The following is a 23,119-nucleotide window of genomic DNA, read 5'->3' on the forward strand; positions in this document are numbered from 1 at the left end:
GCTTTCACGTAAGGCTCACGTTAAGATTAAACACCTCTGATGCCGCGGACTGAAAAGACCCGGGCACCTATTAGCGGCAAACGGCATGCGACGAATTTTCCGGTATTATGCGATTGGTTTTCTCTTCGTCTTTGTTGGCCTCTTCGCGTTTTATCTCAGCCAAGCAACTGGACTGGTGGACCCGACAGGGCGCGACCTCATCGGCCGGGACTTCGTAAATTACTATTCCGCCAGCAGGCTGGTTCTTGACGGCCATGAAGAGACCTTGCTGAAAGTTTCAGAGTACCGGACCTATCTCGAAACTCAGTATGGCATCGCGCTCTGGCTGAACTGGTCGTATCCGCCTCACTACCTCTTCTTTGTCTTTCCGCTGGCTCTGCTTGGCTATCTGCCAGCCTATGCCGTCTGGGTGATACTGGGCGGCGGGCTTTTCATAGTGCTGACCTGCCTTAGCCTCGACAGGGGGCGCAAAACCATGATTGGCTACGGCAGTATCGCGCTTGCTTCGCCAGCCTTCATTGCGAATTGCGCCTTCGGCCAGAATGGGTTCATCACCGGCACCCTCCTTTACCTGGGCGTAAGACTTGCCGCGACACGGCCTGTTCTTGCCGGTGCCTGCCTCGGCGCCCTGACCGTAAAACCGCAGCTCGGCCTTCTCATCCCGCTGTTTCTGGTGTTGCGCGGCCACTGGCTGGTCATAGCTTCAGCCGCCGTCACCAGTATCGTGATGATTGGCCTGTCAGCGCTGATCTTCGGAATTGAGATGTGGCAAGGCTATATCGATTACGCCCTGCCCTATCAGCGCGTTGTTGCAGAAGAGGGCACGGGCCTGTTCCTGAAGATGATGCCGACCGCATTTGCGCTAGGCCGCCTTCAGGGATGGGATGCCTCAGCCGCGATGCTGCTGCAGGCGCCCTTTTCGCTGCTTGCGTTTGGCCTTGTCGTCTGGGCGTTCCGCAGACCATCTGCTGACGCTGGAGCAGAACAGGCGCTACTCATCGTCTGCGTATTCATGTTTTCGCCCTACTCTTTCAATTATGACATGACGGCGCTGGTTCCTGCGCTTTTCCTGCTGTTGGCGCATGAAACAGAAGGTGGTCGACACGGGCTCAACAGGCTCACGTTGATAATGGCGGGGCTTTACCTTCTCCCTTTACTGACATTCATTGCACCATTTGGACCGGTGACCATTGCGGCCAGTGCGCTGGTATTGGCGCACCGCATTGAAGAAACACACGCAAACAAGTCAGACATGATGCGACATGGCGCGGTCGATTGACGTAAAAGCTGTTTTGCGTTCAAGCAGCGGCTCAGCCATCCAGATGAAGCCGCGCCGCAGAAGAAAAACCGATATGTCCCTCAAACTCTACAATACGCTCGGGCGTGAGAAACAGGTTTTCGAGCCGCAGGACCCTGCGCGCGTCACGCTCTACGTCTGCGGGCCGACGGTCTATAACTATGCCCATATCGGCAATGCGCGTCCGCCTGTCGTGTTCGACGTGCTCTTCCGCCTGCTGCGGCGGACCTATGGCGAAGCCTCGGTCGTCTATGCGCGCAATATCACCGATGTCGAGGACAAGATCATCGCCCGCTCGCGCGAGGAAGGGCGGCCGATCCCGGAGATCACGCAGAAATATGCAGCGATCTACAATCAGGACATGGCCGCGCTGAACGTCCTGCCGCCGACCATCGAGCCCTGGGCGACCCGGAATATCGACGGCATGGTGCGCCTGACCCAGCAGCTTGTGAGCAAGGGCTATGCCTATGCGGCCCCATCCGGCGTCTTCTTCGACGTTACGCAGATGGAGGATTATGGCAAGCTGTCGGGCCGGAAGATTGAGGACAATGAGGCGGGCGCGCGTGTCGCTGTCTCAGAGGAAAAACGCAACCCCGCCGACTTCGCGCTCTGGAAATTCGCCAAGGAAGGCGAGCCTGAAGAGGCAACCTGGGACAGCCCGTGGGGCCGGGGCCGTCCCGGCTGGCATATCGAATGCTCGGCCATGATCGCCGCGCATCTTGGCAAGACAATCGACATTCATGCGGGCGGCATCGACCTTCAATTCCCCCACCATGAGAATGAGATCGCCCAGTCCGAATGCGCCCATGGCGAGCCGATGGCGCGCTACTGGCTGCACAATGGCTTTCTCGACATGGAGGGCGAGAAGATGTCGAAATCACTCGGCAATGTGAAACTGGTGCACGACCTGATCGAAGACTGGCCGGGCGAGGTGCTGCGCTTTGCGCTTCTTTCGGGCCACTACCGCGCGCCTCTCGACTGGACACGGGATCTGCTCGAGCAGTCGAAGACGACGCTTGGCCGGGTCTATGGCGCCTTGCGCCGCGTCTGGGCGGCCGAAGGCGGGCAACCCCGGGACACGAGTATCGACAAGGCTTTGAGCGATGACCTCAACACGCCGGTTGCCCTGTCTGAACTGTCGCGGCTGGCGTCGGAGGCCAATCTCGCCGCCGATGCGAAGGATGAGGCCCGCATGGCTGCGGCGCGGGCTGACCTGCTGGCGGCGGGCGAGAAGCTTGGCCTGCTGACCCTGACACCCGCCGAATGGGAACAGGGCGGCAGCGATGATGACAAGGCGCGTATCGACGCGCTGGTCACTGCCCGCCTCGAGGCCCGCAAGGCGAAGGACTGGGCGGAAGCCGACCGTATCCGCGACCAGCTTGCCGCCGAGGGCATTGAGGTCATGGACGGTGCTGGCGGCTCCACCTGGCGCCGCATCTGACGCTTTTGCGGATTGGCCGCCTAATCCTGCGAGGACTCCAGCTCTGATATGATCAGGGTCGCATCCTGCAGCGAGCCTTCGTCATAGGTGCCGACCCAGATGTCGTAGAGACCGTCCTGCCCCGGATCGAACCGGAGGGAAGGGTTATGGCTCGGACCGCCATCGTCATCGCAGACCCAGTTACCCTCTGGCGTATTGACTACCAGCGTCGTGTCATAGGCCGACCGCACCGTGATGATGAGCGGCAGCGAGCCTGAGCCGCTATCATAGATGAGATCATAATCAGGTGCCTCGGCGACATAACCGGTACACCCGCCGCCAAGCGCACTGCTGGCATCGAGACTGCCGCCCGCCTGCATCTCCACCTCATGCGGATCCGGCTCAAAACCTGCGCTGAGCTCGATCATGCCGTAGCTCGGCTCCAGCGTATAATCCTGGGCTGCCGCCCCAGCGGCGAATACCAGGGCCCCCAGAGATAAGGCTACAGTAGAAACGTTTTTCATGACGTCCCCCTCATTTACTCACCGAACCAGACCGTAGCGTCCAACCCCGGCGAGGCAATGGACGTCCATAAATATTCGCAAATACTTCGTGGAAAGTCTTCCCGGCGCAGCAGACGAATAGCGCCCTGCGTGTACGGTTTGCCTATATTCGCGCGCTGGCCTAGTCAGGAACCTTCAGATGAGGCACGCATCGCGGGTTCGCCAGACATGACGCAGGTCCATAATCTTCGCTCGCTGCTGCACTCGCTGGAAACGCGCACGACCGGCGATGAGGTCACGATCGCCGATCTGCTGGATGCCGTTGGCCGGCGATCCTATGGGCCGGTTCTCCTCCTGCTTGGTTTCATCGCGATAAGCCCGCTCACCCTTGTGCCCGGCGCCAACTGGCTTGTGGCGCTCGTCACGCTGATCTTTGCCATGCAGATCGTGCTCGGCCTGAAATATCCCTGGCTGCCGAAACGCGCGCTGAAGGTCAGCTTTCCAAGGAAGTACCTGCTCACTGGAATCAACAGCGCGGAAAAGCACGTGTATGTGGTGGACCAGATCCTGAAACCGCGTCTGATCTTTCTGACCCAGATCCCCTTCATCAATATTGCCGCGCTGGTCTGCGTCGCTGCGGCCCTGATCACCTTCCCGCTCGGTCTTGTGCCCTTCGGCCCTCTCCTGCCAGGGCTCACCATTCTCTTCTTTGGCCTGGCGCTGACCGCCCGCGACGGGGTGGTGATCCTGCTCGCAATGGGCAGCCTGGCCGGCGCCACCGTCCTGCTGATCCGCATTCTGCCGCGTGTGATGAATTTTCTCGGCATATGAAGCCGGTCGCGCGCTTTGACTTGATCTTGAGACCTTTCAGGGCGATCTAGGGCCCATGAGCGCAGAGCTTTATCATAACCGCGTGCTGGAACTGGCTGCCAATATCCCGAATGTCGGGACGCTGGAGGACGCTGACGCGTCCGTCGAGAAGGTCTCGCGCGTCTGTGGGTCAGTCGTCCGGGTGGATATCCGTCTCAGCGAGGATGGCGAGACGGTCGAGGCCATTGCCGTCGATCCGAAAGCCTGCGCGCTCGGACAGGCGGCGACGTCCGTCCTGGCCGAAAACATCGTTGGCGCACCGGTCGATGAAGTCCTGGCTGCGCGCGACGCGCTGCGCGCCATGCTGAAAGAGGCGGCCGATCCGCCGGCTGGCAGGTTCGCAGAGCTTCGCCATCTGGCAGGCGTTGCCGACTACCCGCCGCGCCACACCTCCACCATGCTGGCCTTTGAGGCCGCCTGCGAAGCCATCGAGACGGCACGAACTAAGCGGGCTGCGGCGGCATAAGCGTGACCGCCGTAGCCGAGAGGCCGCCAGAAGCTGACCATGCCACAGCCTTAGCGGGTTGAGGGCGGCCCGACACGCGTCTAGAACCGCTTTCGACGAAACAGGCAATTACCGGCAACCGCGCCCATGTCCGCACTTCGCAGGAAGGCCGCCCACGCGGCCCTGAAAACGTACAAGCTGACCCTGTCCCCGGCCTTTCAGGTCTTTGGGGCGCAGTGCCGCCATGCGCCGTCCTGCAGCGAATACTGCGCTGAGTGCGTTTCCCGTCATGGCTTCTGGACCGGCGGATGGATGACGCTGGCCAGGCTTTCGCGCTGCCGCCCCGGCGGCTCGAGGGGCTATGACCCTGTTCCAGAGACAGCAGACACGACACCTTTCTGGGCACCATGGCGTGCCGGGGACTGGGCCAGAACAGAGCGGCCCTTCCCCGATGCCGGCCCCGGAATGAACTGAAAAGCAAAACCAATGATCAATGTAACGCTCCCCGATGGATCGCAGCGACAGTATGAAGACGGCGCAAGCCCGGCAGATGTTGCTGAATCCATTTCAAAATCGCTCGCCAAGGCGGCGCTGGCCGCCAAGGTGAATGGCGAGATGTACGACCTCAACCGCCCGCTGGAAGGCGACGCCGAGGTCGCCATCGTCACCGCAAAGGATGAGGATGGGCTGGACCTCATCCGTCACGACGCCGCCCATGTGCTCGCGCAGGCGGTTCAGGAGCTCTATCCCGACACGCAGGTTACGATCGGCCCGGTGATCGATGACGGCTTCTATTACGACTTTGCCCGCGAAACGCCTTTCTCCACGGAGGATTTCGAGCGCATCGAGAAGAAGATGGAAGAGATCATCGACAAGGACTACCCGATCACGCGGGAAGTCTGGTCGAAGGATGAAGCCATCGAGACGTTCAAGAAGATCGGCGAAGACTATAAGGCCCAGATCATCGACGACATCATCCCGCCGGGCGACCCCATCACGGTCTACAAGCAGGGCGACTGGTTCGACCTCTGCCGCGGCCCGCACCTGCCCTCGACCGGTAAACTCCCCAAGGCGTTCAAGCTGATGAAGCTTGCCGGGGCCTATTGGCGCGGCGACAGTAATAATGAGATGCTGCAGCGCATGTACGGGACGGCCTGGGCGAATGAAAAGGACCTCAAGGCCCACCTGGTACGTATCGAGGAAGCGGAAAAACGCGACCACAGGAAGCTCGGCCAGCAGCTGGACCTCTTCCATCTCCAGCCAGAGGCGCAAGGCTCGGTCTTCTGGCACCCGAAAGGCTATATGATCTGGCGCCAGCTGGAGGCTTATATCCGCCGCCAGCAGGACGAGGACGGCTATCTGGAAGTGAAGACGCCGCAATTGCTGAATTCGGTCTTCTGGCAGCAGTCCGGCCACTGGGACAAGTTCCGCGAGAACATGTTTGTCGTGCCTGACGAAATCCCGTCCACGGACGATGAGGGGCCCATCCTCTCGGGCGATGCGGACCTTATGGCGCTGAAGCCGATGAACTGCCCGGCACACGTGCAGATCTTCAAGCACGATCAGCGCTCCTATCGGGACCTGCCGATCCGCATGGCGGAATTTGGCTGCTGCCACCGCAACGAGGCGCATGGCGCCCTGCACGGCCTGATGCGGGTGCGTCAGATGACGCAGGACGATGCGCACATCTTCTGCCGCGAAGACCAGATCGCAGACGAGACGCTGCGTTTCCTGAAACTCTTCGAACGCGTCTACAAGGATTTCGGCCTGACCGAGATTTCCTACAAGCTCGCCACGCGCCCGGAAGTCCGCGGCGGCACGGACGAGAACTGGGACCGCGCCGAGGGGGCGCTGGCCGATGCGCTGACGGCGGCAGGTCTCGATTTCGACTATGCCGAGGGTGAAGGGGCCTTCTATGGCCCGAAACTGGAATTCCATCTGACGGACGCCATCGGCCGGACCTGGCAGTGCGGCACCTTCCAGCTCGACTATGTCCTGCCTGAGCGCCTGGACGCCGAATATACCGGCTCTGATGGCAACAAGCACCGCCCGGTCATGTTGCACCGTGCCGTATACGGCACGTTCGAACGCTTCATGGGCATCCTGATCGAGAACTATTCCGGGGCCTTCCCGATGTGGCTCGCCCCGACGCATGTCGTGGTGGCGACGATTACGTCTGAAGCGGACGAGTATGCCGAAAAGGCTGCTGCGCGGCTTCGCAAGGCGGGGCTTCGTGTCGAGGTCGATACGCGCAATGAGAAGATCAACTACAAGGTCCGGGAGCACTCGCTTCAGAAGGTGCCAGTGATCGCGGTCGTCGGTGCCCGTGAGGCCGAGGAAGGCACGCTTGCGCTGCGCCGTTTCGGCTCCAAGGGCCAGACGATCCTCAGCCTGGAGGAAGCGGCCTCCACGCTCGCGGACGAAGCGACGGCGCCCGACCTCAAGCGGCAGGGAGCGGTCTGATATGTCACAGGCACGGGGGTCCGGTTACGCGGTCGTTCTGGCGGCCGCTTTTGTTCTCTGGGTCCCCGTCGCCCTCTTCGGCGCGCAGGGCTATTCCGGTCTGATCGGCCTCACCGGTATAGCCGCAGCTTTCTTTGCCCCCCTGCGCAAGACGAACCTTATCGTGATCGCGGTGGCCGCGCTCGTGCTCTGGTCTGCCTTGAGCAGCCTGTGGTCGCCCGAGACCGGCAGCGCGGTGGCTGGCGCACTTTCGGATGGCGATTTCAATGTGGATGCGGCAGGCGTTCGGATCCTGCTGACGGCGCTTGCCGGCACGCTGACACTGGCGGCGGCGCTTCGCATCCCGCCGGGAAGAGGACGCAAGTCGCTCTTTATTGTCGGGGCCATGCTAGGCGTTCACGGACTGCTCACGCTGGCCATGGCACTTCTGCCGGACACGACGTTGAGCATCTACGCTCCGTTCAGCGACCCCCACATTGAAGCCCCGCAGAATATCCTGCGCAGTGCAAATGCCTTCCTGATCGGTATTCCTATCCTGCTGGGCCTGGCCTGTGCCTTTGCCGGACGCTCCAGCGTCGCTGTCTGCCTGACGCTGCTGGCCATCTCTTTCGTGGCCTTCCTCCAGCTTGGCTCGGACGTGGCCCTGCTCGGGATCGTCACCATTTCCATCTCGATTGGCCTCGTCCTGATCTTTGTCCAGCTGGGTTTTCGCATCCTGATGTGCGTCATTGCGACCGTCATCCTTGTTTCACCCGTGCTGCTTGGCGTCGGGGGGGCCGCGCTCTCTCGCACGGATGTGCCCCTGCCCTCTTCGGTGCAGTCGCGGGTCTGGGCCTGGCAGCTTACGGCGGAAAAGATTCCGGACCGCCCGCTGACCGGACACGGCATCGAAGCCTCCAAGGAATGGCGCGACACATTCGGCGACCGGCCCGAACTGCTTCGCCAGATGATCCACAGCACCGGCGTCGATGATGGACGCTGGGAGGTCTACCGCATTCTTCCGGGCCACCCGCACAATATGGGCCTGCAGCTCTGGGGCGAGACAGGGCTGATCGGTGTTTCGCTCGCGATTGCAGTGCTTCTGATCATCGGCTGGCGTCTGCCCCCGCCGGGCGACATGCCCATTCCAACACGGATCGCGGCTGCCAGCCTGATCGGTGCCTCCTTCGCCCTGTTCAGCCTCTCCTATAGCGTCTGGAATGAGGCTTTCTGGGCCACGATCGGGGTTGCGGCGGCCGGTGTCATCCTGCTCGACAGGGCCACACGACCGGAGGAAACGCCAGAGCCATGACGCCTCCGGTCACGACCGCCATCGTCGTGAGTTACTATACCGGCCCGCGGCTCAAGGAGTGTCTCTATGCACTCGCCAGCGACCCGGCAGTGACCGCAATCCATATCGTAGACAATGGGAATCCCGAGTCGATGCGGCGCTGGCTCCATGGGTTTGCAGACGCGCGTCAGGGCGTGAAACTCATCGACGCAGGCGAAAATATCGGTTTCGGCGCGGGTGTTAATCTGGGGGCAGAAGGCGCCGCAGACGGCCACCTTCTCATCATCAATCCTGACGCCGTCCTCAAACGCGGCAGTGTCGAGGCGATGGCAGAGGCCATGGCGGGCGCGCCTGCGCCGTGCATCATTGGCGGCAGGATTTTCGATACCCACGGCATCGAGGCGCGCGGCCCGCGCCGAAGGCGTCTCACCTTGTGGCGGGCGCTGACGAGCTTTGCCGGCTGGAACACCTGGACGCTGGAGAAGACGCCGGCGCCGGAGGGGGCGGTTCCTATGGATGTGGTCTCAGGCGCGCTGATGTTTACACGGGCCGAAGACTTCAGGACGCTGGGCGGATTCGATGAGGAGTTCTTCCTGCATGTCGAAGATGTCGACATCTGCAGGCGCGCCCATGAGGCCGGCGGATCCGTTATCTACACACCGCTTGCCGGCGCATTGCATTATGGTGCTACCTCCGAGGCCCCTGCCCGGCGGGTCGCCCGCAACAAGGCCGACAATCTCATTCTCTATTTCAGGAAATACGCGTCGAACCCGTTCGAACGGCTGATCATTTCAGCGCTTGCGCCGCTCCTGCGCTTCGCAATTACATTTCGCACGCCTGGTCAGGGCTGAAAGTCGGAGGGCGGCAGGGGCGCGGTCTCCTCGGCAGCCGGCTCCACCAGACGGGAGATGTCGGGCGCGAACTCCTGCCAGTCATATTCGGTCAGGCGAAACGCATAGGGTTCCGCGCGGTCATTGATGGTACGCGCGCGGCGTGCGCCCTCGCCGGCCTCAATGGCGCGGAAAGTGACCCAGAACCCGTCGTCCTGCTGCCAGGCGCGAAGGTCGATCTCCAGCCCGTCAAAGGTCTGGCTGATATGACGCGAAACCGCCCGGCCCGTCAGCTCCTCGACCGGCTTGACGTCCAGCGGCGCAAGCCGCGTGACCGCCAGGGCCGTAGTGGAGACCGCAAGCGGGTTGGTCACGACATAATCCTGATAGGGCGGAGCCGGCCTGAAGCTTCGGGCATCGCTGCCTGGCTCGCGGGTGAGATAGACCGACTGCCCGGAGCCGTCAGTGAGGCGGACAGCCGAGACGGCAGAGGGCTCGATATCGACGATGTCGAGGTCCAACCAGGCCTCGCGCGTTCGCATGGGCGGCAGCTCGCCCCGCACCCGGAAGGCAATCATCTCATCGGGCATCCGCGCATAGGTATACTGGTTACGCCGGCCCGTAATCATTTCTGCGGTCTTGGCGCCGTCACTTGCAAAGACCTCCACCAGAGTCCCGTTTCCATCCTCGCGTGGGTCGCCCAGTGAGAGAAACGACATGCGCTCCGGTGTTGAGGTCCGCCGCTCTCCCCAACTCAGCGTCTCCAGGCCTGCGAGCAGGGTATCGATCTGGTCCTGTATGACCGGATAGTTGCCGGACTCGGCCAGTACCCAGCCCTCGTCACCCTTAACAAGCGTGTAGGCGCCATCCGCCTGCGTTACGCGGATACGCGCAATCTCTCCCTTTATGGCAGAGAAATTCGTCAGCACCGGATTGCCGGTCCGGGGACTGGACGTGCTGCCGGAGGCATTAAAGAGCGCCATCAGGACATAGAGAATCCAGAGCGCAGCCACGGCGATGGAAAGGCGCTGGACCAGGATGGCACGTTTGCGGTCGAGGCGGCGGCTCATGCGCTGAGACTCCGGCGCCGGCGCCACCAGACAAAGAGACCGATCGCCCCGATCAGAAGCGGCCCCGCGAAGATGTTGATGAATTTCAGCCAGGCTTCGAGCGCGTCGATGTCGCGGCGAAAGTCGCGCTCGATGGCACGCAGGCGTTCGCGCGTCTCGGTCACTTCCATACGAAGGCGTGAAAGCTCTTCCTGTTGGTCCGGGGTCAGATTGGCCCCAGTGGCTGTATCGATGCTGACCGCCTGTGAACCGCCGGTCTGGAGCAGCTCTTCAAGGCGGGCCTCGGTCTCCGCCAACTGCGTTTCCAGCTGGCCCTGCTCATCGAAAAACTCGGTCTGGGCCTCGTCGCGCATACGCTCAACGCGTGTCATGGTCCGTCGGCTGGAGGCGCGCGCCCTGAGGCTAAGCAGGCTCGCCTCGCCTGACAGCATGTCGAGAACATTCATGAGGAGCGCGCCATTGTCGGCAAAGGCGCTCTGGCGCTGTAGATCGATATAGAGACCATCATCGACGAGGTCGGCATCCGAGAAGACAAGCACTTCGGCAGGCTGTTCGCTGGAAGCGATATGCGGCTCTGCGTTCGCAATGGCGCGGGCCGCGAATTCGGCCATGACAGGGTCTTCCGGCAGTTCGGGATCGGGCGCCCCGTCCGGAAAGGCAGAGACCAGCGTGCCATGGACCCGAACCGCAAGGGCTTTGGCCCCTTCAAGCGGCTCATAGAGCGCCAGCGACTCTTCCACGGTGAGATCCTTGACCGCCTCATCGGCCTCTATCCACGAGGGCGCAGGCCCTGTTTCGATCAGAACCTCCTTGTCGATGGGAGAGTCTTCATCCAGCACCAGCGCCCCCGGGGACGCGAAATTGACAGAACGCGAGAGGTGCGCGGTCAGGATGCTTTCCTGGGACATCATCGCGGGCGGCGTCGACACATAGAGCGGATGGCGCACGATGCCGGTCCGCCCGCTGCCCGTCGGGGCCTGTATGGGCAGTGCCGTTTCTGTATCGGCAACCGCGTCCGGCGCGAGGCTCACACCCCAGACCGGGCCGAACCGGCCCAGATCGGAGCGTATGTGACGCTCCACCAGCCGGCTCTGTGGTTTCGGCGAGGTTTTTGCCGCGGGATCGACAAGGATCGCCGCGCGTCCGGTTCGCAGGATGAACTGATCGACAAGCCAGGACTGCCACTCCGACAGTCCCGGCGGATGGATCATGATGAGCGCGTCCATATCCTGCGGCAGTTCGAAGAAATCTTCCTCGATCTGGACGATGTCGAATGTGCGCTCCATTTCCCCCCGCAGAGAATAGCCGCCCTCCTCTTTCATGCCGGGCAGGGTCGTCAGCACACCGATCAGAGGAGCTTCCGGCCGGTCCAACCGCGCCACAAGGCGGGTCAGATCATATTCCAGCGTCTCTTCCTGGTCGGGTGACAGGAAGTCCAGCACGCGTTGTTCGTCGACTGAATTGCGTCCGATAATGCCGAAATAAAGCGGGTCATCCCCCTCGGTATCGACCGCCCGGATGCCGGCTGCGAGCGCTTCATCCTCTGCCTGTGAGAAAGGCTGCGGGTCGATTTCCTCGATCCGCAGCTGGCTGCCGGCCACGGCCTTGTAGGAATCGAGAAGCTCTCTCACGCGGGAAGCATAGGCGCGGATTTCAGGATAATCCTGACCGACACTGCGGGTGTAGACGAAAGTGATCTCAACAGGCTCGCTGAGCCCTCGCAGCACATCCGCGGTCTCATCGGACAGCGTGAAGAGGTGGTTTTCTGTGAAGTCCACTCGTGCCGGCCGCGCCAGCGGATAGACGATCAGCGTCGCGGCGACGAAAAGTGCCACGATAAGAGCCGTTGCGGCAGGCAGGAAGCGGCGCGGCGTCATCAGGCCACCGCCCGCTTGTGCGCAACCCAGACCGTGTTGAGCGACAGCCAGAGAGCGATCACCCCGCAGAAATAGAGGAGGGCCCGCAGCTCCAGCACGCCGCGCTGGGCGGTCTCGAAATAGGTCAGGAAGGAGAACTGGGCGACAAGCTCACCGGCGCCGGGCCCGATGAGGCCCGAAATCGCCCCGAGCAGCATGGGCCAGCCAGCCGCCGTAAACATGAAAGCCACCACGATCCCGGCGATATAAGCCAGGACCTGGCTGGAAAAGAGCGATGACATGGCCGCCCCGATGGACAGGAAAGCACCCGCCATCAGCAGGCTTGTCAGATAGGTGATGGCAATCGCGCCATTATCGGGTGCGCCGAGATAGTTCACCGTGATCCACATCGGGAAGGTCAGCACAAGCGAGAGCGCCGCAACAGTCCAGGCCGCCAGCAATTTGCCTGCGGCCAGACCGAACAGGCTGACGGGGAGGGAAAACAGGATTTCGGTTGTGCCAAGGGCTGCCTCATCGGCCCATAGGCGCATGGAGAGGGCCGGCAGAAAGATCATGTAGAGCCAGGGGTGCCAGTAGAAGAAAGGCTGCAGGTCGGCGAGCCCGGTATCGAAGAAGCGGGAGGCTTCCCAGGTGAAAACGCCAAGCAGCATCAGGAAAATCGCGACGAAGACATAGGCAAGCGGCGTTGCAAAATATGCCCGCACCTCGCGGATATAGCTCGCCCGGAGGCTTGTCAGCATGTCGGCAATCCAGACCTTCATACGGTTTCGGTCTCCTTGCGCGACACAAGCTCTATGAAGGTTTCTTCAAGTCCGCCACTGGACCGCTGGGCAAGTTCCTCAGGCGTGCCATCTGCGACGAGCCGCCCATGATCGATGATCACCGCGCGCGTGCACATGACAGACACTTCCTCCAGCGTGTGGGTCGAGATGAGGATGGCCTTCTCTTTTGCCATGCGCGAGATCAGGGCGCGGACCGCGCGTTTCTGGATCGGGTCGAGGCCATCTGTCGGCTCATCCAGGATGAGCACGTCGGGATCGTGAAGCAGGGCACCCGCAAGACCGACGCGGCGGCGATAGCCTTTCGACAGGGTGGATATCTGTTTGTTGAGAACCGATCCGATGCGGGCATCGGCCACCACACGTTCAATTGCGGCGCGGCAGTCCCGCCGCGTGATGCGGTGGGCGGCGCAGAGGAAGTTCAGGAAATCGCGCGGTGTCATATCGGGATAGAGCGGCGCGCCTTCAGGCAGGAAACCAAGCCGGCGCTGGGCCTCACGGCGATCGGCCACAATCGAGTGGCCCGCAATCATGACGTCGCCTGAGTCCGGCTCTATGACGCCCGCGACGATACGCATTGTCGTCGACTTGCCCGCACCGTTCTGGCCGAGAAAGCCAAGCACCTCGCCCTTTTCCAGGCTGAAACTGACGGAATCGACCGCAAACCGGCCGTCAAAGGATTTCGAAAGCTGCTTCAGTTCGAGCATGTCGGGATCCGTAGCGACTCGCTACGTGCCTGACTAGCGGGCACCGCAGGCTCTGACCAGAGCAGGCAGCAACGGTCCCAGACAAATCTCGAAAATTTGCCGCTTACGGATGAATTGTGAAGGGAAGGTGTCGGATAACGGTTACAGGTGCCCCGGGGGGCTGGGGGGGCTGATGGGTCCGGGAAACCTGCTGGACACCGTCATCCGACAATTGCAAACTGTCGTCTATCGATGTCTGCGGCAAGGCCAGATTGAGGCTAAAACCTGTCTTTCTCATTACAAATGAGACAGAATGAACATCTACAGGAAGGGAGACGTTCAAGCTTTCATGGGTAGCGTAACACGACTCCAGGCAGCCAAGTCGCCAAAAACCGCGTTTCACCGCACCGAAATGTCGGCCATTCTCGACGTATACGGAAAGATGGTCATGGCAGGAGAGGCCAAGGATTATGCCATTGGCATGTTTGAGGATCACGCCGTCTTCGCCATCTTTCGCCGTCATGCAGAAGCGCCGACCTGGCGGATCGAGAAAGTGCCGGCCCTGCGAAACCAGCAGGGCGCCTTCATTGTCTATGGCAGTCAGGATCAGGTGCTAAAGCGCGGGCACGACATCCGGACCGTTCTCAAGGTCTTCGAAACCCGACGCTTCGAAGTCATCAGCAGCAGCCGCAGCTAGGCTGGTCCAGGGCTAAAGCGGACGCCCGCCAAACACCTTCTGAAGGATGCCCAGCATCCCCTTGAACTGCATGCCGCCATCGCTGACAGCGAGCGCCATACAGACCCCGTCATCATCGCCCACAGGCGTGTGCGTGTCGTCGGGTGTGTTGAAGGCGAGGTCGCCGGGCCCGTAGCTGCCGGTCTCATCGCTGAAGCCGCCCCGAACGACCAGGGTCAACTCGTTTCCGAAATGCGAATGGCTGGGTACCGATGCGCCGGGTTTGATGCGGTACAGATGGGCGCTTCCGGCAGACGTCCTTGAAATATCCAGGCGGCTGACCCCGCCTGTAAGGCGCTTCCAGCCGCCGCGTACACAGGATTCCAGTGCCTTTTCGCGAAGCGGTTCGGGAAGAGTCATGATCTCGTCCAGACGCTCGCTTGCCATTTGGGCGGCCTGCCGGCTGTCAGCCTCCTCCTCAAGCTCATCAATCGCATGCAGGGTCTTTTCATAGGCATTCGGGGCAAGACGCGTCTGCGCCTCGCGCTCGAAAAAGATGCCCGACAGTGTCTCTGCCTGTGTCAGGTGCGCGCGGATGTCAGGACGGATCGCGGCCTGCGTTTCGACCAGCAGCGCAAAGGACGGGCTGAGTGTGCCGGCTGCATAGGCCGAATAGAGTTCTGAAAGCTGGGACGACATTTCCGGCAAAGCGCTTGCGCCTCTCTCTCGCATTTCCATAACGCGTTCGTGTTACCGAACTCGATATTGAGCAGGCATCGACAAGGTCAAGAAATTGCTGGCATGAGAGGTGCGTTACGCGGGTCAGTCGCGCTTGATAACGCCGCGAAGCTTGTCGAAGGCAAGACGGATACGCGACTTGACCGTCCCAAGCGGCAAACCGAACGCTTCTGCGATTTCAGAATGCGAAAGGCCCTCATAAAAGGCTGCTTTCAGCAGGTCGAGCTGTTCGGCCGGCAAAATGTTGAGCTGCTCGCGCACCTGCGCTTCAAGCTGGCTTTGCGACAGCGTCTCGAACGGCGCCGGCTCCGGGGCCGGCTGCAGCATGGGCTCATCCGGCGACAGCTCCGGCTTGGCATGACGGCGGAAGAGGTCAATCTGGCGGTTGCGGGCAATCCGGAAAATCCATGTGGAGACGGAGGCCTGGCGGGAATCGAACTGCCCAGCCTTGCGCCAGACGGTCAGCATGACATCCTGAACGATCTCTTCGGCCTGGGCATCGCTGGCGCCCATCCGCATCAGATAGGTCTTCAGGCGCGGGCCAAAAAATTCAAACAGCGTGCCGAACGCCCTGCGGTCACCACTTTCCGAAATGCGGCGCATGCAGTCCACATGCAGCAAGCGCGGGTCGTCAATGTGATCAAGGCGAGCAACAGACAATGGACAATCCATATATGGCAGCACACCTATTGTCTGTGTTTACAGGGCTCCATGCAACCTTTGATCGCGATGCTCGCGATTCTGTGATCAGCGTTTCGCCAAAATTTGGCCTTAACGTTTGAGCAGTGTCGATTAACTAGCATGGCTGCCAACCCTCACAGATTCAGACAGACCCGACCCATGATCCGTTCTGCCACATTTGCCACCCTCGCCACCGCCCTTGTTGCTCCGGCCGCCTTTGGCGCGCCTTCTGCCATCGGGCGCTATGACGACTGGACCGTCTTCACCGAAACCGTGGAGGGCGAAACCCTCTGCTATGCGGCTACCGAGGCGACAGACATGGCGCCGAAAGCGGCCAATCATGGCGATGTCTGGTTCTTTGTATCGAACTGGGGCTCAGGCCAGGCCCGTAGCCAGCCCAGCCTGAAGGTCGGCTATGAGCTGCGCGCCGACCTGCCCGCCCGCGCGACTGTCGGGCGGTCGGGGTGGACCATGTACGGCGTCGGCCGCGAAGCCTTTGCGCAGGACCGTGACGATTCGGACATCGTGGATGCCCTGCGGCGCGGGAGCGAGCTTCATGTCGAAGCGGTCTCGTCGCGCAATACGCAGGTCTCCTACCATTTCTCTCTATCCGGCTCGGCCGATGCCATCGACAAGGCCGCCTCGCTTTGCCGATAGCGATCTGACGGGGCCCGGTCAGGCTGGCTGAGGATCGCGCTCGATCTCCAGCCCTTCAAGACCGCCGGCCTCGCGCCAGTCCTTCAGGATCGAGAAATACTCCATGGAACCGCCGCCATAGAAGGAATTCTGGCGGGCCCGCGCGGCGATCTGGCCTTCATTGTTATAATAACCAGGGGTGCATTCGGCGAGGAATTTTTCCCGCATCTGCGCCTTCGAGACGATGGTCTTCACCCATCTGTCCTGCGCCTCGGCGCTCGGCTCGATCTGCACGATTCCCTCATCGAAAGCGCGAGAGAGAATGTAGCCAAAATGGGTGGCCTGCTCATCGAGCTGGTGCGGGTAGTTGGCGGTGAAGGCCGCCTGCGCCCCGCCCATGACGAAGACGTTCGGGAAATCGCGCACGAACATACCATGCAGGCTTTCCACGCCATCGGCCCACCTATCCGACAGGGAGACCCCGTCCCGGCCATGGAGCTCATAGCCTGACCGGCGGGTATAGCTGGTCCCGACCTCAAAGCCTGTCGCATAGATGAGGCAATCGAGCTCATATTCGACGCCGCCCACGACAACGCCTTTCTCGGTGATCTTCTCGACGCCTTTGCCATCGGTATCGATGAGATGGACGCTCTCGCGGTTGAAGGTCGCCAGGTAGTCGTCATGGAAACAGGGGCGCTTGCAGAACTGGCGATACCAGGGTTTCAGTGCGTCGGCCGTTTTGCTGTCGGCAATGACCTCATCCACCCGGGCGCGGATCGATTCCATTTTCTTGAAATCGGCGAGCTCACCGATCTCCTCAAGCTCACTGGCCGAAAGCTGCTTGCCGCCCTGGTTACTGGCGAGGAAGAGAAGGTTGCGGATAATGTCGGTCCAGCCATCCTGAACAAGGTCCTCATCCTGATAGCCGCCAGAGACGAGGATGTTGAAATTGTCCATCCGCTTTTTCTGCCAGCCCGGCTTCAGAGACTTTGCCCAGTCTTCATCGGTCGGCTTGTTATCGCGCACATCGATTGAACTTGGGGTGCGCTGGAAGACGAAGAGTTCCTTCGCGCCCGCGCCAAGATGAGGCACGCACTGGACGGCGGTTGCGCCGGTGCCGATGATACCCACCCGCTTGTCCTTCAGGCCATCCAGTCCGCCTTCCGGGCCGCCGCCCGTATAGTCATAGTCCCAGCGGCTGGTGTGGAAGGTATGTCCCTTGAAATCCTCGATCCCGGGAATGCCGGGCAGTTTCGGCCGGTGCAGTGGCCCGTTCGACATGATAACGAAACGCGCCTTCATGGCGTCTCCGCGATTGGTCTCTACCGTCCAGCGTTTGGCGTCTTCGTCCCAGTGCATGGCCGTGACTTCGGTCTGGAAGAGCACGTCCTCATAGAGGTTGTAGTGCTCGGCAATCCGCGCGCTGTGCTCCAGGATTTCGCGCGCCGGTGTGTATTTCTGCTTCGGCATGAAGCCGGTTTCTTCCAGCAGCGGCAGGTAGATATAGCTTTCGATGTCGCAAGCCGCGCCGGGATAGCGGTTCCAGTACCAGGTGCCGCCAAAGTCGCCGCCTTTCTCGATCATGCGGATATTCTTCAGCCCGGCTTCACGAAGGCGCGCACCAGCCAGCAGCCCGCCAAAACCACCGCCGACCACAACAATATCCACCTCATCGTTCACAGGCGCGCGGTCTATCTTTTCATCGATATAGGGGTCTTCGATATAGCCCGCATATTCGCCGGCGATTTCGACATACTGGTCATTCGCATCCTCGCGCAGGCGTTTGTCGCGCTCAGCCCGATAACGCTCGCGAAGTTTATCGGGGTCGAAATCGATTCCCGGTGTCCCGTCAGCCATATTTTCCTCCCACGGAGCCTTTGTGGCCCTCTGTTGTGATGCGCCGCAGCAAACCTGTCCTCATATTCTTAGATTATTGGACAGGACGTGCTATGTGCGGCGTCGATGAAACATGTTCTGGACCTTTCACGCGGCGTCAATGCAAGCGCTTCTTCGGTGAAGTCGCTGGCTGGCCTGTCCATTCCTGCCCTCAAGGCGGAGATGGAAACACTGGGACTCGACCCGAAGAAAGCTGGTATGCGCGCCAAGCAGCTGCGCCGCTGGATTCATCATTTCGGCGTACAGGATTTCGGCGGCATGACCGATATCGCCAAGGAGCTGCGCGCAGACCTTGCCGAAAAATATGTCCTGACCCGGCCTGAGATTACAGAGCACAAGGTCTCCGTGGACGGCACCCAGAAATGGCTGACGAAGTTTCAGGAAGGCGTTGAGGGCGAAAGCGTCTATATTCCCGATGTCGGCCGGTCCGGCGCCCTCTGCGTCTCCAGCCAGGTCGGCTGCACGCTGAACTGCACCTTCTGCCATACCGGCACCCAGAAGCTGGTGCGCAATCTCACTGCGCAGGAAATCGTCAATCAGGTCCTCATCGCGCGCGATGAACTGGAAGAGTGGCCCTCATCCAACGAGAACCGCAAGCTCACCAATATCGTGTTCATGGGCATGGGTGAGCCGCTCTATAATCTCGACAATGTGGCGGAGGCCATCGACACGATTTCAGATGGCGACGGCATTGCCCTCGGGCGCCGCCGGATCACCGTCTCGACAGCTGGCGTGGCACCGAAAATCCCCGAACTTGGCGAGCGGACCGGCGCGATGCTTGCGATTTCGCTCCACGCGGTGCGCGACGATCTTCGCAATGAGATCGTGCCCATCAACAAGAAGTATGACCTCCAGACGCTGTTCGAGGCGATCCGCGCCTATCCAGACCTTGGCAATTCCAAGCGCGTGACCTTCGAATACGTCATGCTGAAGGGGGTCAACGACTCACCTGCCGAAGCCCGCGACCTCGTCAAACTGCTCAAGGGCGTGCCAGCAAAGATCAATCTCATCCCGTTCAACCCTTGGCCGGGCTCTCCCTATGAGTGTTCCGACTGGGAAACGATTGAGACCTTTGCAGAGATTGTGAACCGGGCAGGTTATGCCTCCCCGATCCGCACCCCGCGCGGCCGGGACATCTTTGCCGCTTGCGGCCAGCTGCGCTCGGAAAGCGTGAAAAAATCGGCCGCCGAAAAGCGCCGCGAAGCGATGGCCGCCCAGGACTAGGCCGGAAACCGCCAGAAGGGCGCCGCTTTTGGCTTCTTCTTTTACATGACCTACGAGCTGACCAATCTCGCGACGACGCGCGGCTGGCTGCCCTTGCTGACAGTGGTGGATATCGCCTGGGGGACCCTCCTGTCCGGCATGGCGGCGGCGGCCGGCAAACTGGGCGTACAGCTTGCCGGCTGATCAGGCCGTATCGGCTGGGTGCTCTCCGGCGTCACGGGCATAAAGACCTTTGACCAGATTGCGCACGAAGGCGATATGGCTGCGAAGGTGGAAGACCTCCTCGGTATAGGAGAGCGGCACGTCCAGCTCGCCCACCTCGCGTTGAAGGTCCGAAAGCTCGTTCAGCACCTTGTTGCGGACTTCATCGCTGTGCGCTTCGCGGCCGCGGGCTTCGAGATGGCGCAGATCCGAATACCAGACATAGATCTTGCGCCTGACCCGCCAGCGATAGATGGGCGGCGCCACACGGATAAGCGGTATGAGGAGCGTGATGAGCGGGATCAGGAAAACCCAGGCCCGCTCAAGAAAATTGGCGACCTGAAAGGAGAAATAGTTGCGCAGGAAGGATGGCCCGTTCTTCCAGTAACGCTCTGCCTCGTTCGAGAGCGGCATGTCGACAAGCTCCGGCGCGGGAAACGCCCCGGCATTTGCAAAGGCGCTATTGCCAGAATGTATGTCTTCGGACGCCTCCAGCAGAAGCGACTGGATTGCCGGGTGAAGGTCACCGGCTATGGCGAGCTGGGCTACGGAGGCAATCAGGGGTGTGTCCATCTCCGGCTGATCGGCCTCAAGGTCAACAATACCGCGATACAGCGTAACGGGGTCAAGCGCGCGTGTCCGCCGGGCAAGTGCCGGCGCCCGGTCAAACGGCATCAGCCTGATACCCGGCCTGTCGAGCAGCCGCTGGACGTAAGGCGCACTCATCGAGGCGGAATAGGCGACCGCATCGAGCTCACCGGCCTCAAGTGCGCTGGCCGCCGCGAGCCCGCTCTCCCCGCGCCGGGCCTCTGCCGGCCAGTCACCGCCCCAGACCTCCTGCATCTGCAAGGCCAGAGCCCGCGTGCCGGACCCTTCCGGGCCGATGGCAAAGCGCAGCTTTCGCAGGTCGCCAAAAGCCTCCGCCCCTGTCTCTTCGCGAACGAAAACCCAGAAAGGTTCATGGAACATGCCGGCCAGGGAATGGAGGGCGGCGCGGTCCGCCTCAGTTGCCAGGCCGCCTTGCACAAAGGCGATATCGGCCTTTTCCGCGCGTAGAAGCGCCAGGTTCTCCAGAGAGCCGTTGGTCTCCAGAACCTCCACCTCAACATCGCTCTCGGCGAGGTGGTCGGCATATTGACGGGCGAGATCGTAATACGCCCCGCCCTGACTTCCCGAAGCGAATGTGACACGGGACGGCGGCGCCGGATCGATCAGCGCGAACGCCACCCAGATGCTGAGCAGGACCAGTAATGCAACCGGGCCGTAGACCTTGGCGATGTCTTTCATTCTCTTGTCCATTTGAGCCCCACATCCGGCCAGACCCTAGACCGGTCCCCCAATGCGGTCGAGAGCGGACGAAACTGAAGCGGGACAGGCATGACCGCGGCACAGGCGGAGGCGACAAATTGCACACGGCTCACGCCTAATTGAGTCGTTTTCCGTCGATAGCGTGCCTATGTTAGTGTCCAAAGACCTGAAGAGAACCGACGGAACCGAACTATGAACATGCGTAATCTCGCTGTCTGGGGACTGATCGCTGCGCTGGTCGTGGCCATGATGATCGCCATGCAAGGCTCATCCGTGGCTGCGAATGCAGAGAAAGTACCGATTTCCCAGCTTCGTCAGATGGCCACGGACGGCCAGCTTGACGAAGTCACAGTCACCAATGACCGCGTGACCGCCCAGACATCTGGCGGCACCACCTATTATGCAGAGAAACTGCCGACCAATATCGAGATTTCGACATGGTTTGCCGATCAGGGCATCACGGTGAATGAAGACGCCGAAAGCGGCTTCAGCTTCGGCGGCCTTCTGCTGAACCTTCTGCCGCTGGTTCTGATCCTTGGCCTCTTCCTCTTCCTGATGCGCCAGATGCAGGGCGGCGGCGGTGGCCGCGGTGCGATGAGCTTTGGCAAGTCGCGCGCCCGCATGCTGACAGAGAAATCAGGCCGCGTGACGTTCGATGACGTTGCCGGCGTGGACGAAGCCAAGGAAGAGCTTCAGGAAGTCGTTGAATTCCTGCGTGATCCCGCCCGCTTCCAGCGTCTTGGCGGCAAGATCCCGAAAGGCGCGCTTCTCGTGGGCCCGCCAGGTACCGGTAAGACGCTCCTGGCGCGCGCTGTCGCGGGTGAGGCCGGCGTGCCCTTCTTCACGATTTCAGGTTCGGACTTCGTCGAGATGTTCGTTGGCGTCGGCGCAAGCCGTGTGCGCGACATGTTCGAGCAGGCCAAGCGCAACGCCCCCTGCATCATCTTCATCGATGAGATCGACGCGGTCGGCCGCTCACGCGGTGCCGGTCTTGGCGGCGGCAATGACGAACGCGAGCAGACGCTGAACCAGCTTCTGGTCGAAATGGATGGTTTTGAAGCCAATGATGGCATCATCATCATCGCGGCTACCAACCGTCCCGACGTGCTGGACCCGGCCCTGCTACGTCCTGGCCGTTTCGACCGCCAGGTCACGGTGAACAACCCCGACATCATGGGCCGCGAACGTATCCTCAAGGTCCATATGCGCAATGTGCCGCTGGCCAAGGACGTCAATCCGAAAGTCATCGCACGCGGCACACCGGGCTTTTCGGGCGCTGATCTTGCAAACCTCGTTAATGAGGCTGCCCTGCTCGCCGCCCGCCGCGGTAAACGCGTTGTGGCGATGGCCGAGTTCGAGGACGCCAAGGACAAGGTCCTCATGGGGCCTGAAAAGCGCTCCATGGTCATGTCCGACAAGGAACGTGAGCTGACAGCCTGGCACGAAGCCGGTCACGCCATTGTGGCCCTCAAGGTGCCGGCAGCCGACCCGGTGCACAAGGCGACCATCATTCCACGTGGCCGCGCCCTTGGCATGGTCATGCAGCTGCCCGAAGACGACAAGATGTCGATGTCCAAGATCGAGATGACATCGCGCCTTGCCATCATGATGGGTGGCCGCGTGGCAGAGGAAGAGAAGTTCGGCATGGAGAATGTCACGGCGGGCGCCGCCTCTGACATCCAGCAGGCCACGAAACTCGCGCGCGCCATGGTGACCCGCTGGGGCCTTTCCGATGAGATTGGCCCGGTCGACTATGCCGACGATCAGGGCGACGTCTTCCTCGGACAGCAGCTGATGAACAAGTCGCACGTCTCCGAGGACACCTCCAAGAAGATCGAGGAGGAAGTCCGCAAACTGGTCCAGAAGGGCATGGATGACGCACGTCACATCATGACTGAATGCCGCGACCAGTGGAGCACGCTGGCCGAAGGGCTGCTCGAATACGAAACGCTGAGCGGCGAGGAGATCAAGGACCTCCTCAACGGCAAGCCACCGACGCGCCCGGATGAGCCGGACGAACCGCAGGGGCCGACCTCTGCCGTTCCCGTCACCGGCAAACGCCGCAAGGGCTTTGGCGGCGGCGAAACGGGCGGAGAGCCGGAACCGGCCTGACCGCTAAATAGAATCCAGATGTGATGGGGCGCAGTCTGTTTAGACTGCGCCCCTTTTTTTGGTCAGGCCCTGCCGGTGCTTTCGGGTGCGGGCGTCTGCGGCGCAGCCGACTGCATATTTCGCGCTTTTTCAAACCT

The 23,119-nt window shown here is 61.3% G+C and carries 21 protein-coding genes and 1 pseudogene; 13 read left to right on the forward strand and 9 right to left on the reverse strand.

Annotated elements, in window-relative coordinates:
- Positions 1-85: 85 nt before the first annotated feature.
- Both ABNU55_RS03250 and cysS read left to right on the forward strand, forming a co-directional pair.
- Positions 86-1,279 carry a glycosyltransferase family 87 protein gene (locus ABNU55_RS03250; RefSeq protein WP_290750887.1) on the forward strand — a complete coding sequence of 398 codons (1,194 nt, stop codon included), beginning with the start codon at positions 86-88 and terminating at the stop codon, positions 1,277-1,279.
- A gap of 73 nt (positions 1,280-1,352) precedes the next feature.
- On the forward strand, positions 1,353-2,738 hold the full coding sequence (cysS, locus tag ABNU55_RS03255; RefSeq protein WP_290750890.1) for a cysteine--tRNA ligase: 1,386 nt from the start codon (positions 1,353-1,355) through the stop codon (positions 2,736-2,738).
- Between the two features lie 20 nt (positions 2,739-2,758).
- Here cysS and ABNU55_RS03260 read toward each other — a convergent pair whose 3' ends face one another.
- Positions 2,759-3,241: a peptidase S1 gene (locus ABNU55_RS03260; RefSeq protein WP_290750892.1), complete on the reverse strand. Its 483-nt coding sequence runs from the start codon at positions 3,239-3,241 to the stop codon at positions 2,759-2,761.
- A 207-nt stretch (positions 3,242-3,448) separates the two neighbouring features.
- On the opposite strand from ABNU55_RS03260, the gene ABNU55_RS03265 reads away from it, so the two are divergent.
- From ABNU55_RS03265 to ABNU55_RS03290, 6 genes are all read left to right on the forward strand, one after another.
- A complete protein-coding gene (locus ABNU55_RS03265) occupies positions 3,449-4,051 on the forward strand; it encodes an exopolysaccharide biosynthesis protein (protein ID WP_290750894.1) in 603 nt (200 codons plus the stop codon).
- A gap of 55 nt (positions 4,052-4,106) precedes the next feature.
- The gene (locus ABNU55_RS03270; RefSeq protein ID WP_290750897.1) at positions 4,107-4,556 is read left to right on the forward strand and encodes an iron-sulfur cluster assembly scaffold protein; all 450 of its coding nucleotides are present in this window, start codon (positions 4,107-4,109) and stop codon (positions 4,554-4,556) included.
- 126 nt (positions 4,557-4,682) lie between these two features.
- Positions 4,683-5,009 (forward strand): membrane protein insertion efficiency factor YidD, encoded by a 327-nt coding sequence (gene yidD, locus ABNU55_RS03275; RefSeq protein ID WP_290750899.1) that lies wholly within the window; start codon positions 4,683-4,685, stop codon positions 5,007-5,009.
- 12 nt (positions 5,010-5,021) lie between these two features.
- Positions 5,022-6,998 carry a threonine--tRNA ligase gene (thrS, locus tag ABNU55_RS03280; protein WP_290750902.1) on the forward strand — a complete coding sequence of 659 codons (1,977 nt, stop codon included), beginning with the start codon at positions 5,022-5,024 and terminating at the stop codon, positions 6,996-6,998.
- A gap of 1 nt (position 6,999) precedes the next feature.
- The gene (locus ABNU55_RS03285) at positions 7,000-8,289 is read left to right on the forward strand and encodes an O-antigen ligase family protein (RefSeq protein WP_290750904.1); all 1,290 of its coding nucleotides are present in this window, start codon (positions 7,000-7,002) and stop codon (positions 8,287-8,289) included.
- The gene (locus ABNU55_RS03290; protein WP_290757970.1) at positions 8,286-9,119 is read left to right on the forward strand and encodes a glycosyltransferase family 2 protein; all 834 of its coding nucleotides are present in this window, start codon (positions 8,286-8,288) and stop codon (positions 9,117-9,119) included. The genes ABNU55_RS03285 and ABNU55_RS03290 overlap by 4 nt, the downstream gene beginning before the upstream one ends.
- On the opposite strand, the gene ABNU55_RS03295 is transcribed toward ABNU55_RS03290, so the two are convergent.
- The 4 genes from ABNU55_RS03295 to ABNU55_RS03310 are packed head-to-tail and all read right to left on the reverse strand — an operon-like array spanning position 9,110 to position 13,531.
- Complete coding sequence (locus ABNU55_RS03295) at positions 9,110-10,168, reverse strand: DUF4340 domain-containing protein (protein ID WP_290750910.1); 1,059 nt, start codon at positions 10,166-10,168, stop codon at positions 9,110-9,112. The genes ABNU55_RS03290 and ABNU55_RS03295 overlap by 10 nt on opposite strands.
- Positions 10,165-12,045: a Gldg family protein gene (locus ABNU55_RS03300; RefSeq protein WP_290750913.1), complete on the reverse strand. Its 1,881-nt coding sequence runs from the start codon at positions 12,043-12,045 to the stop codon at positions 10,165-10,167. Before ABNU55_RS03300 ends, ABNU55_RS03295 begins: the two co-directional genes overlap by 4 nt.
- The gene (locus ABNU55_RS03305; protein WP_290750916.1) at positions 12,045-12,806 is read right to left on the reverse strand and encodes an ABC transporter permease subunit; all 762 of its coding nucleotides are present in this window, start codon (positions 12,804-12,806) and stop codon (positions 12,045-12,047) included. Before ABNU55_RS03305 ends, ABNU55_RS03300 begins: the two co-directional genes overlap by 1 nt.
- Positions 12,803-13,531, reverse strand: coding sequence for an ABC transporter ATP-binding protein (locus tag ABNU55_RS03310; protein WP_290750918.1), 729 nt, complete (start codon positions 13,529-13,531; stop codon positions 12,803-12,805). Before ABNU55_RS03310 ends, ABNU55_RS03305 begins: the two co-directional genes overlap by 4 nt.
- Before the next feature lie 328 nt (positions 13,532-13,859).
- Here ABNU55_RS03310 and ABNU55_RS03315 point away from each other — a divergent pair, with 328 nt between their 5' ends.
- Positions 13,860-14,207 carry a DUF2794 domain-containing protein gene (locus tag ABNU55_RS03315; RefSeq protein WP_290750919.1) on the forward strand — a complete coding sequence of 116 codons (348 nt, stop codon included), beginning with the start codon at positions 13,860-13,862 and terminating at the stop codon, positions 14,205-14,207.
- 12 nt (positions 14,208-14,219) lie between these two features.
- Here ABNU55_RS03315 and ABNU55_RS03320 read toward each other — a convergent pair whose 3' ends face one another.
- Together ABNU55_RS03320 and ABNU55_RS03325 are read right to left on the reverse strand one after the other, a co-directional pair.
- On the reverse strand, positions 14,220-14,885 hold the full coding sequence (locus tag ABNU55_RS03320) for a ChrR family anti-sigma-E factor (protein WP_290750922.1): 666 nt from the start codon (positions 14,883-14,885) through the stop codon (positions 14,220-14,222).
- Between the two features lie 123 nt (positions 14,886-15,008).
- On the reverse strand, positions 15,009-15,527 hold the full coding sequence (locus tag ABNU55_RS03325; protein WP_290750924.1) for a sigma-70 family RNA polymerase sigma factor: 519 nt from the start codon (positions 15,525-15,527) through the stop codon (positions 15,009-15,011).
- 237 nt (positions 15,528-15,764) lie between these two features.
- Here ABNU55_RS03325 and ABNU55_RS03330 point away from each other — a divergent pair, with 237 nt between their 5' ends.
- Entirely contained in the window at positions 15,765-16,262 is a 498-nt protein-coding gene (locus tag ABNU55_RS03330) for an invasion associated locus B family protein (RefSeq protein ID WP_290750926.1), read from the forward strand.
- Positions 16,263-16,280: 18 nt separating this feature from the next.
- On the opposite strand, the gene ABNU55_RS03335 is transcribed toward ABNU55_RS03330, so the two are convergent.
- Positions 16,281-18,098 carry an NAD(P)/FAD-dependent oxidoreductase gene (locus ABNU55_RS03335; protein ID WP_290750927.1) on the reverse strand — a complete coding sequence of 606 codons (1,818 nt, stop codon included), beginning with the start codon at positions 18,096-18,098 and terminating at the stop codon, positions 16,281-16,283.
- Positions 18,099-18,203: 105 nt separating this feature from the next.
- Between ABNU55_RS03335 and rlmN the strand changes: the two genes are divergently transcribed.
- Positions 18,204-19,361 (forward strand): 23S rRNA (adenine(2503)-C(2))-methyltransferase RlmN, encoded by a 1,158-nt coding sequence (rlmN, locus tag ABNU55_RS03340; RefSeq protein ID WP_290750930.1) that lies wholly within the window; start codon positions 18,204-18,206, stop codon positions 19,359-19,361.
- A gap of 27 nt (positions 19,362-19,388) precedes the next feature.
- Positions 19,389-19,544: pseudogene (locus ABNU55_RS03345) on the forward strand (DUF2177 family protein); the annotation flags it as partial.
- On the opposite strand, the gene ABNU55_RS03350 reads toward ABNU55_RS03345, so the two are convergent.
- The gene (locus tag ABNU55_RS03350) at positions 19,545-20,849 is read right to left on the reverse strand and encodes a TAXI family TRAP transporter solute-binding subunit (protein ID WP_290750933.1); all 1,305 of its coding nucleotides are present in this window, start codon (positions 20,847-20,849) and stop codon (positions 19,545-19,547) included.
- Positions 20,850-21,062: 213 nt separating this feature from the next.
- Here ABNU55_RS03350 and ftsH point away from each other — a divergent pair, with 213 nt between their 5' ends.
- Positions 21,063-22,982, forward strand: coding sequence for an ATP-dependent zinc metalloprotease FtsH (gene ftsH, locus ABNU55_RS03355; RefSeq protein WP_290750937.1), 1,920 nt, complete (start codon positions 21,063-21,065; stop codon positions 22,980-22,982).
- Positions 22,983-23,119: the final 137 nt, after the last annotated feature.

Origin of the sequence: uncultured Henriciella sp., assembly GCF_964005855.1 — a bacterium.
Lineage (GTDB): Bacteria > Pseudomonadota > Alphaproteobacteria > Caulobacterales > Hyphomonadaceae > Henriciella.

Coding starts and splice junctions, on each gene's coding strand:
- ABNU55_RS03250 (WP_290750887.1), top strand. CDS start 86: ATGCGACGAATTTTCCGGTATTATGCGATTGGTTTTCTCTTCGTCTTT.
- cysS (WP_290750890.1), top strand. CDS start 1,353: ATGTCCCTCAAACTCTACAATACGCTCGGGCGTGAGAAACAGGTTTTC.
- ABNU55_RS03260 (WP_290750892.1), bottom strand. CDS start 3,241: ATGAAAAACGTTTCTACTGTAGCCTTATCTCTGGGGGCCCTGGTATTC.
- ABNU55_RS03265 (WP_290750894.1), top strand. CDS start 3,449: ATGACGCAGGTCCATAATCTTCGCTCGCTGCTGCACTCGCTGGAAACG.
- ABNU55_RS03270 (WP_290750897.1), top strand. CDS start 4,107: ATGAGCGCAGAGCTTTATCATAACCGCGTGCTGGAACTGGCTGCCAAT.
- yidD (WP_290750899.1), top strand. CDS start 4,683: ATGTCCGCACTTCGCAGGAAGGCCGCCCACGCGGCCCTGAAAACGTAC.
- thrS (WP_290750902.1), top strand. CDS start 5,022: ATGATCAATGTAACGCTCCCCGATGGATCGCAGCGACAGTATGAAGAC.
- ABNU55_RS03285 (WP_290750904.1), top strand. CDS start 7,000: ATGTCACAGGCACGGGGGTCCGGTTACGCGGTCGTTCTGGCGGCCGCT.
- ABNU55_RS03290 (WP_290757970.1), top strand. CDS start 8,286: ATGACGCCTCCGGTCACGACCGCCATCGTCGTGAGTTACTATACCGGC.
- ABNU55_RS03295 (WP_290750910.1), bottom strand. CDS start 10,168: ATGAGCCGCCGCCTCGACCGCAAACGTGCCATCCTGGTCCAGCGCCTT.
- ABNU55_RS03300 (WP_290750913.1), bottom strand. CDS start 12,045: ATGACGCCGCGCCGCTTCCTGCCTGCCGCAACGGCTCTTATCGTGGCA.
- ABNU55_RS03305 (WP_290750916.1), bottom strand. CDS start 12,806: ATGAAGGTCTGGATTGCCGACATGCTGACAAGCCTCCGGGCGAGCTAT.
- ABNU55_RS03310 (WP_290750918.1), bottom strand. CDS start 13,531: ATGCTCGAACTGAAGCAGCTTTCGAAATCCTTTGACGGCCGGTTTGCG.
- ABNU55_RS03315 (WP_290750919.1), top strand. CDS start 13,860: ATGGGTAGCGTAACACGACTCCAGGCAGCCAAGTCGCCAAAAACCGCG.
- ABNU55_RS03320 (WP_290750922.1), bottom strand. CDS start 14,885: ATGTCGTCCCAGCTTTCAGAACTCTATTCGGCCTATGCAGCCGGCACA.
- ABNU55_RS03325 (WP_290750924.1), bottom strand. CDS start 15,527: ATGCGCCGCATTTCGGAAAGTGGTGACCGCAGGGCGTTCGGCACGCTG.
- ABNU55_RS03330 (WP_290750926.1), top strand. CDS start 15,765: ATGATCCGTTCTGCCACATTTGCCACCCTCGCCACCGCCCTTGTTGCT.
- ABNU55_RS03335 (WP_290750927.1), bottom strand. CDS start 18,098: ATGGCTGACGGGACACCGGGAATCGATTTCGACCCCGATAAACTTCGC.
- rlmN (WP_290750930.1), top strand. CDS start 18,204: ATGAAACATGTTCTGGACCTTTCACGCGGCGTCAATGCAAGCGCTTCT.
- ABNU55_RS03350 (WP_290750933.1), bottom strand. CDS start 20,849: ATGAAAGACATCGCCAAGGTCTACGGCCCGGTTGCATTACTGGTCCTG.
- ftsH (WP_290750937.1), top strand. CDS start 21,063: ATGAACATGCGTAATCTCGCTGTCTGGGGACTGATCGCTGCGCTGGTC.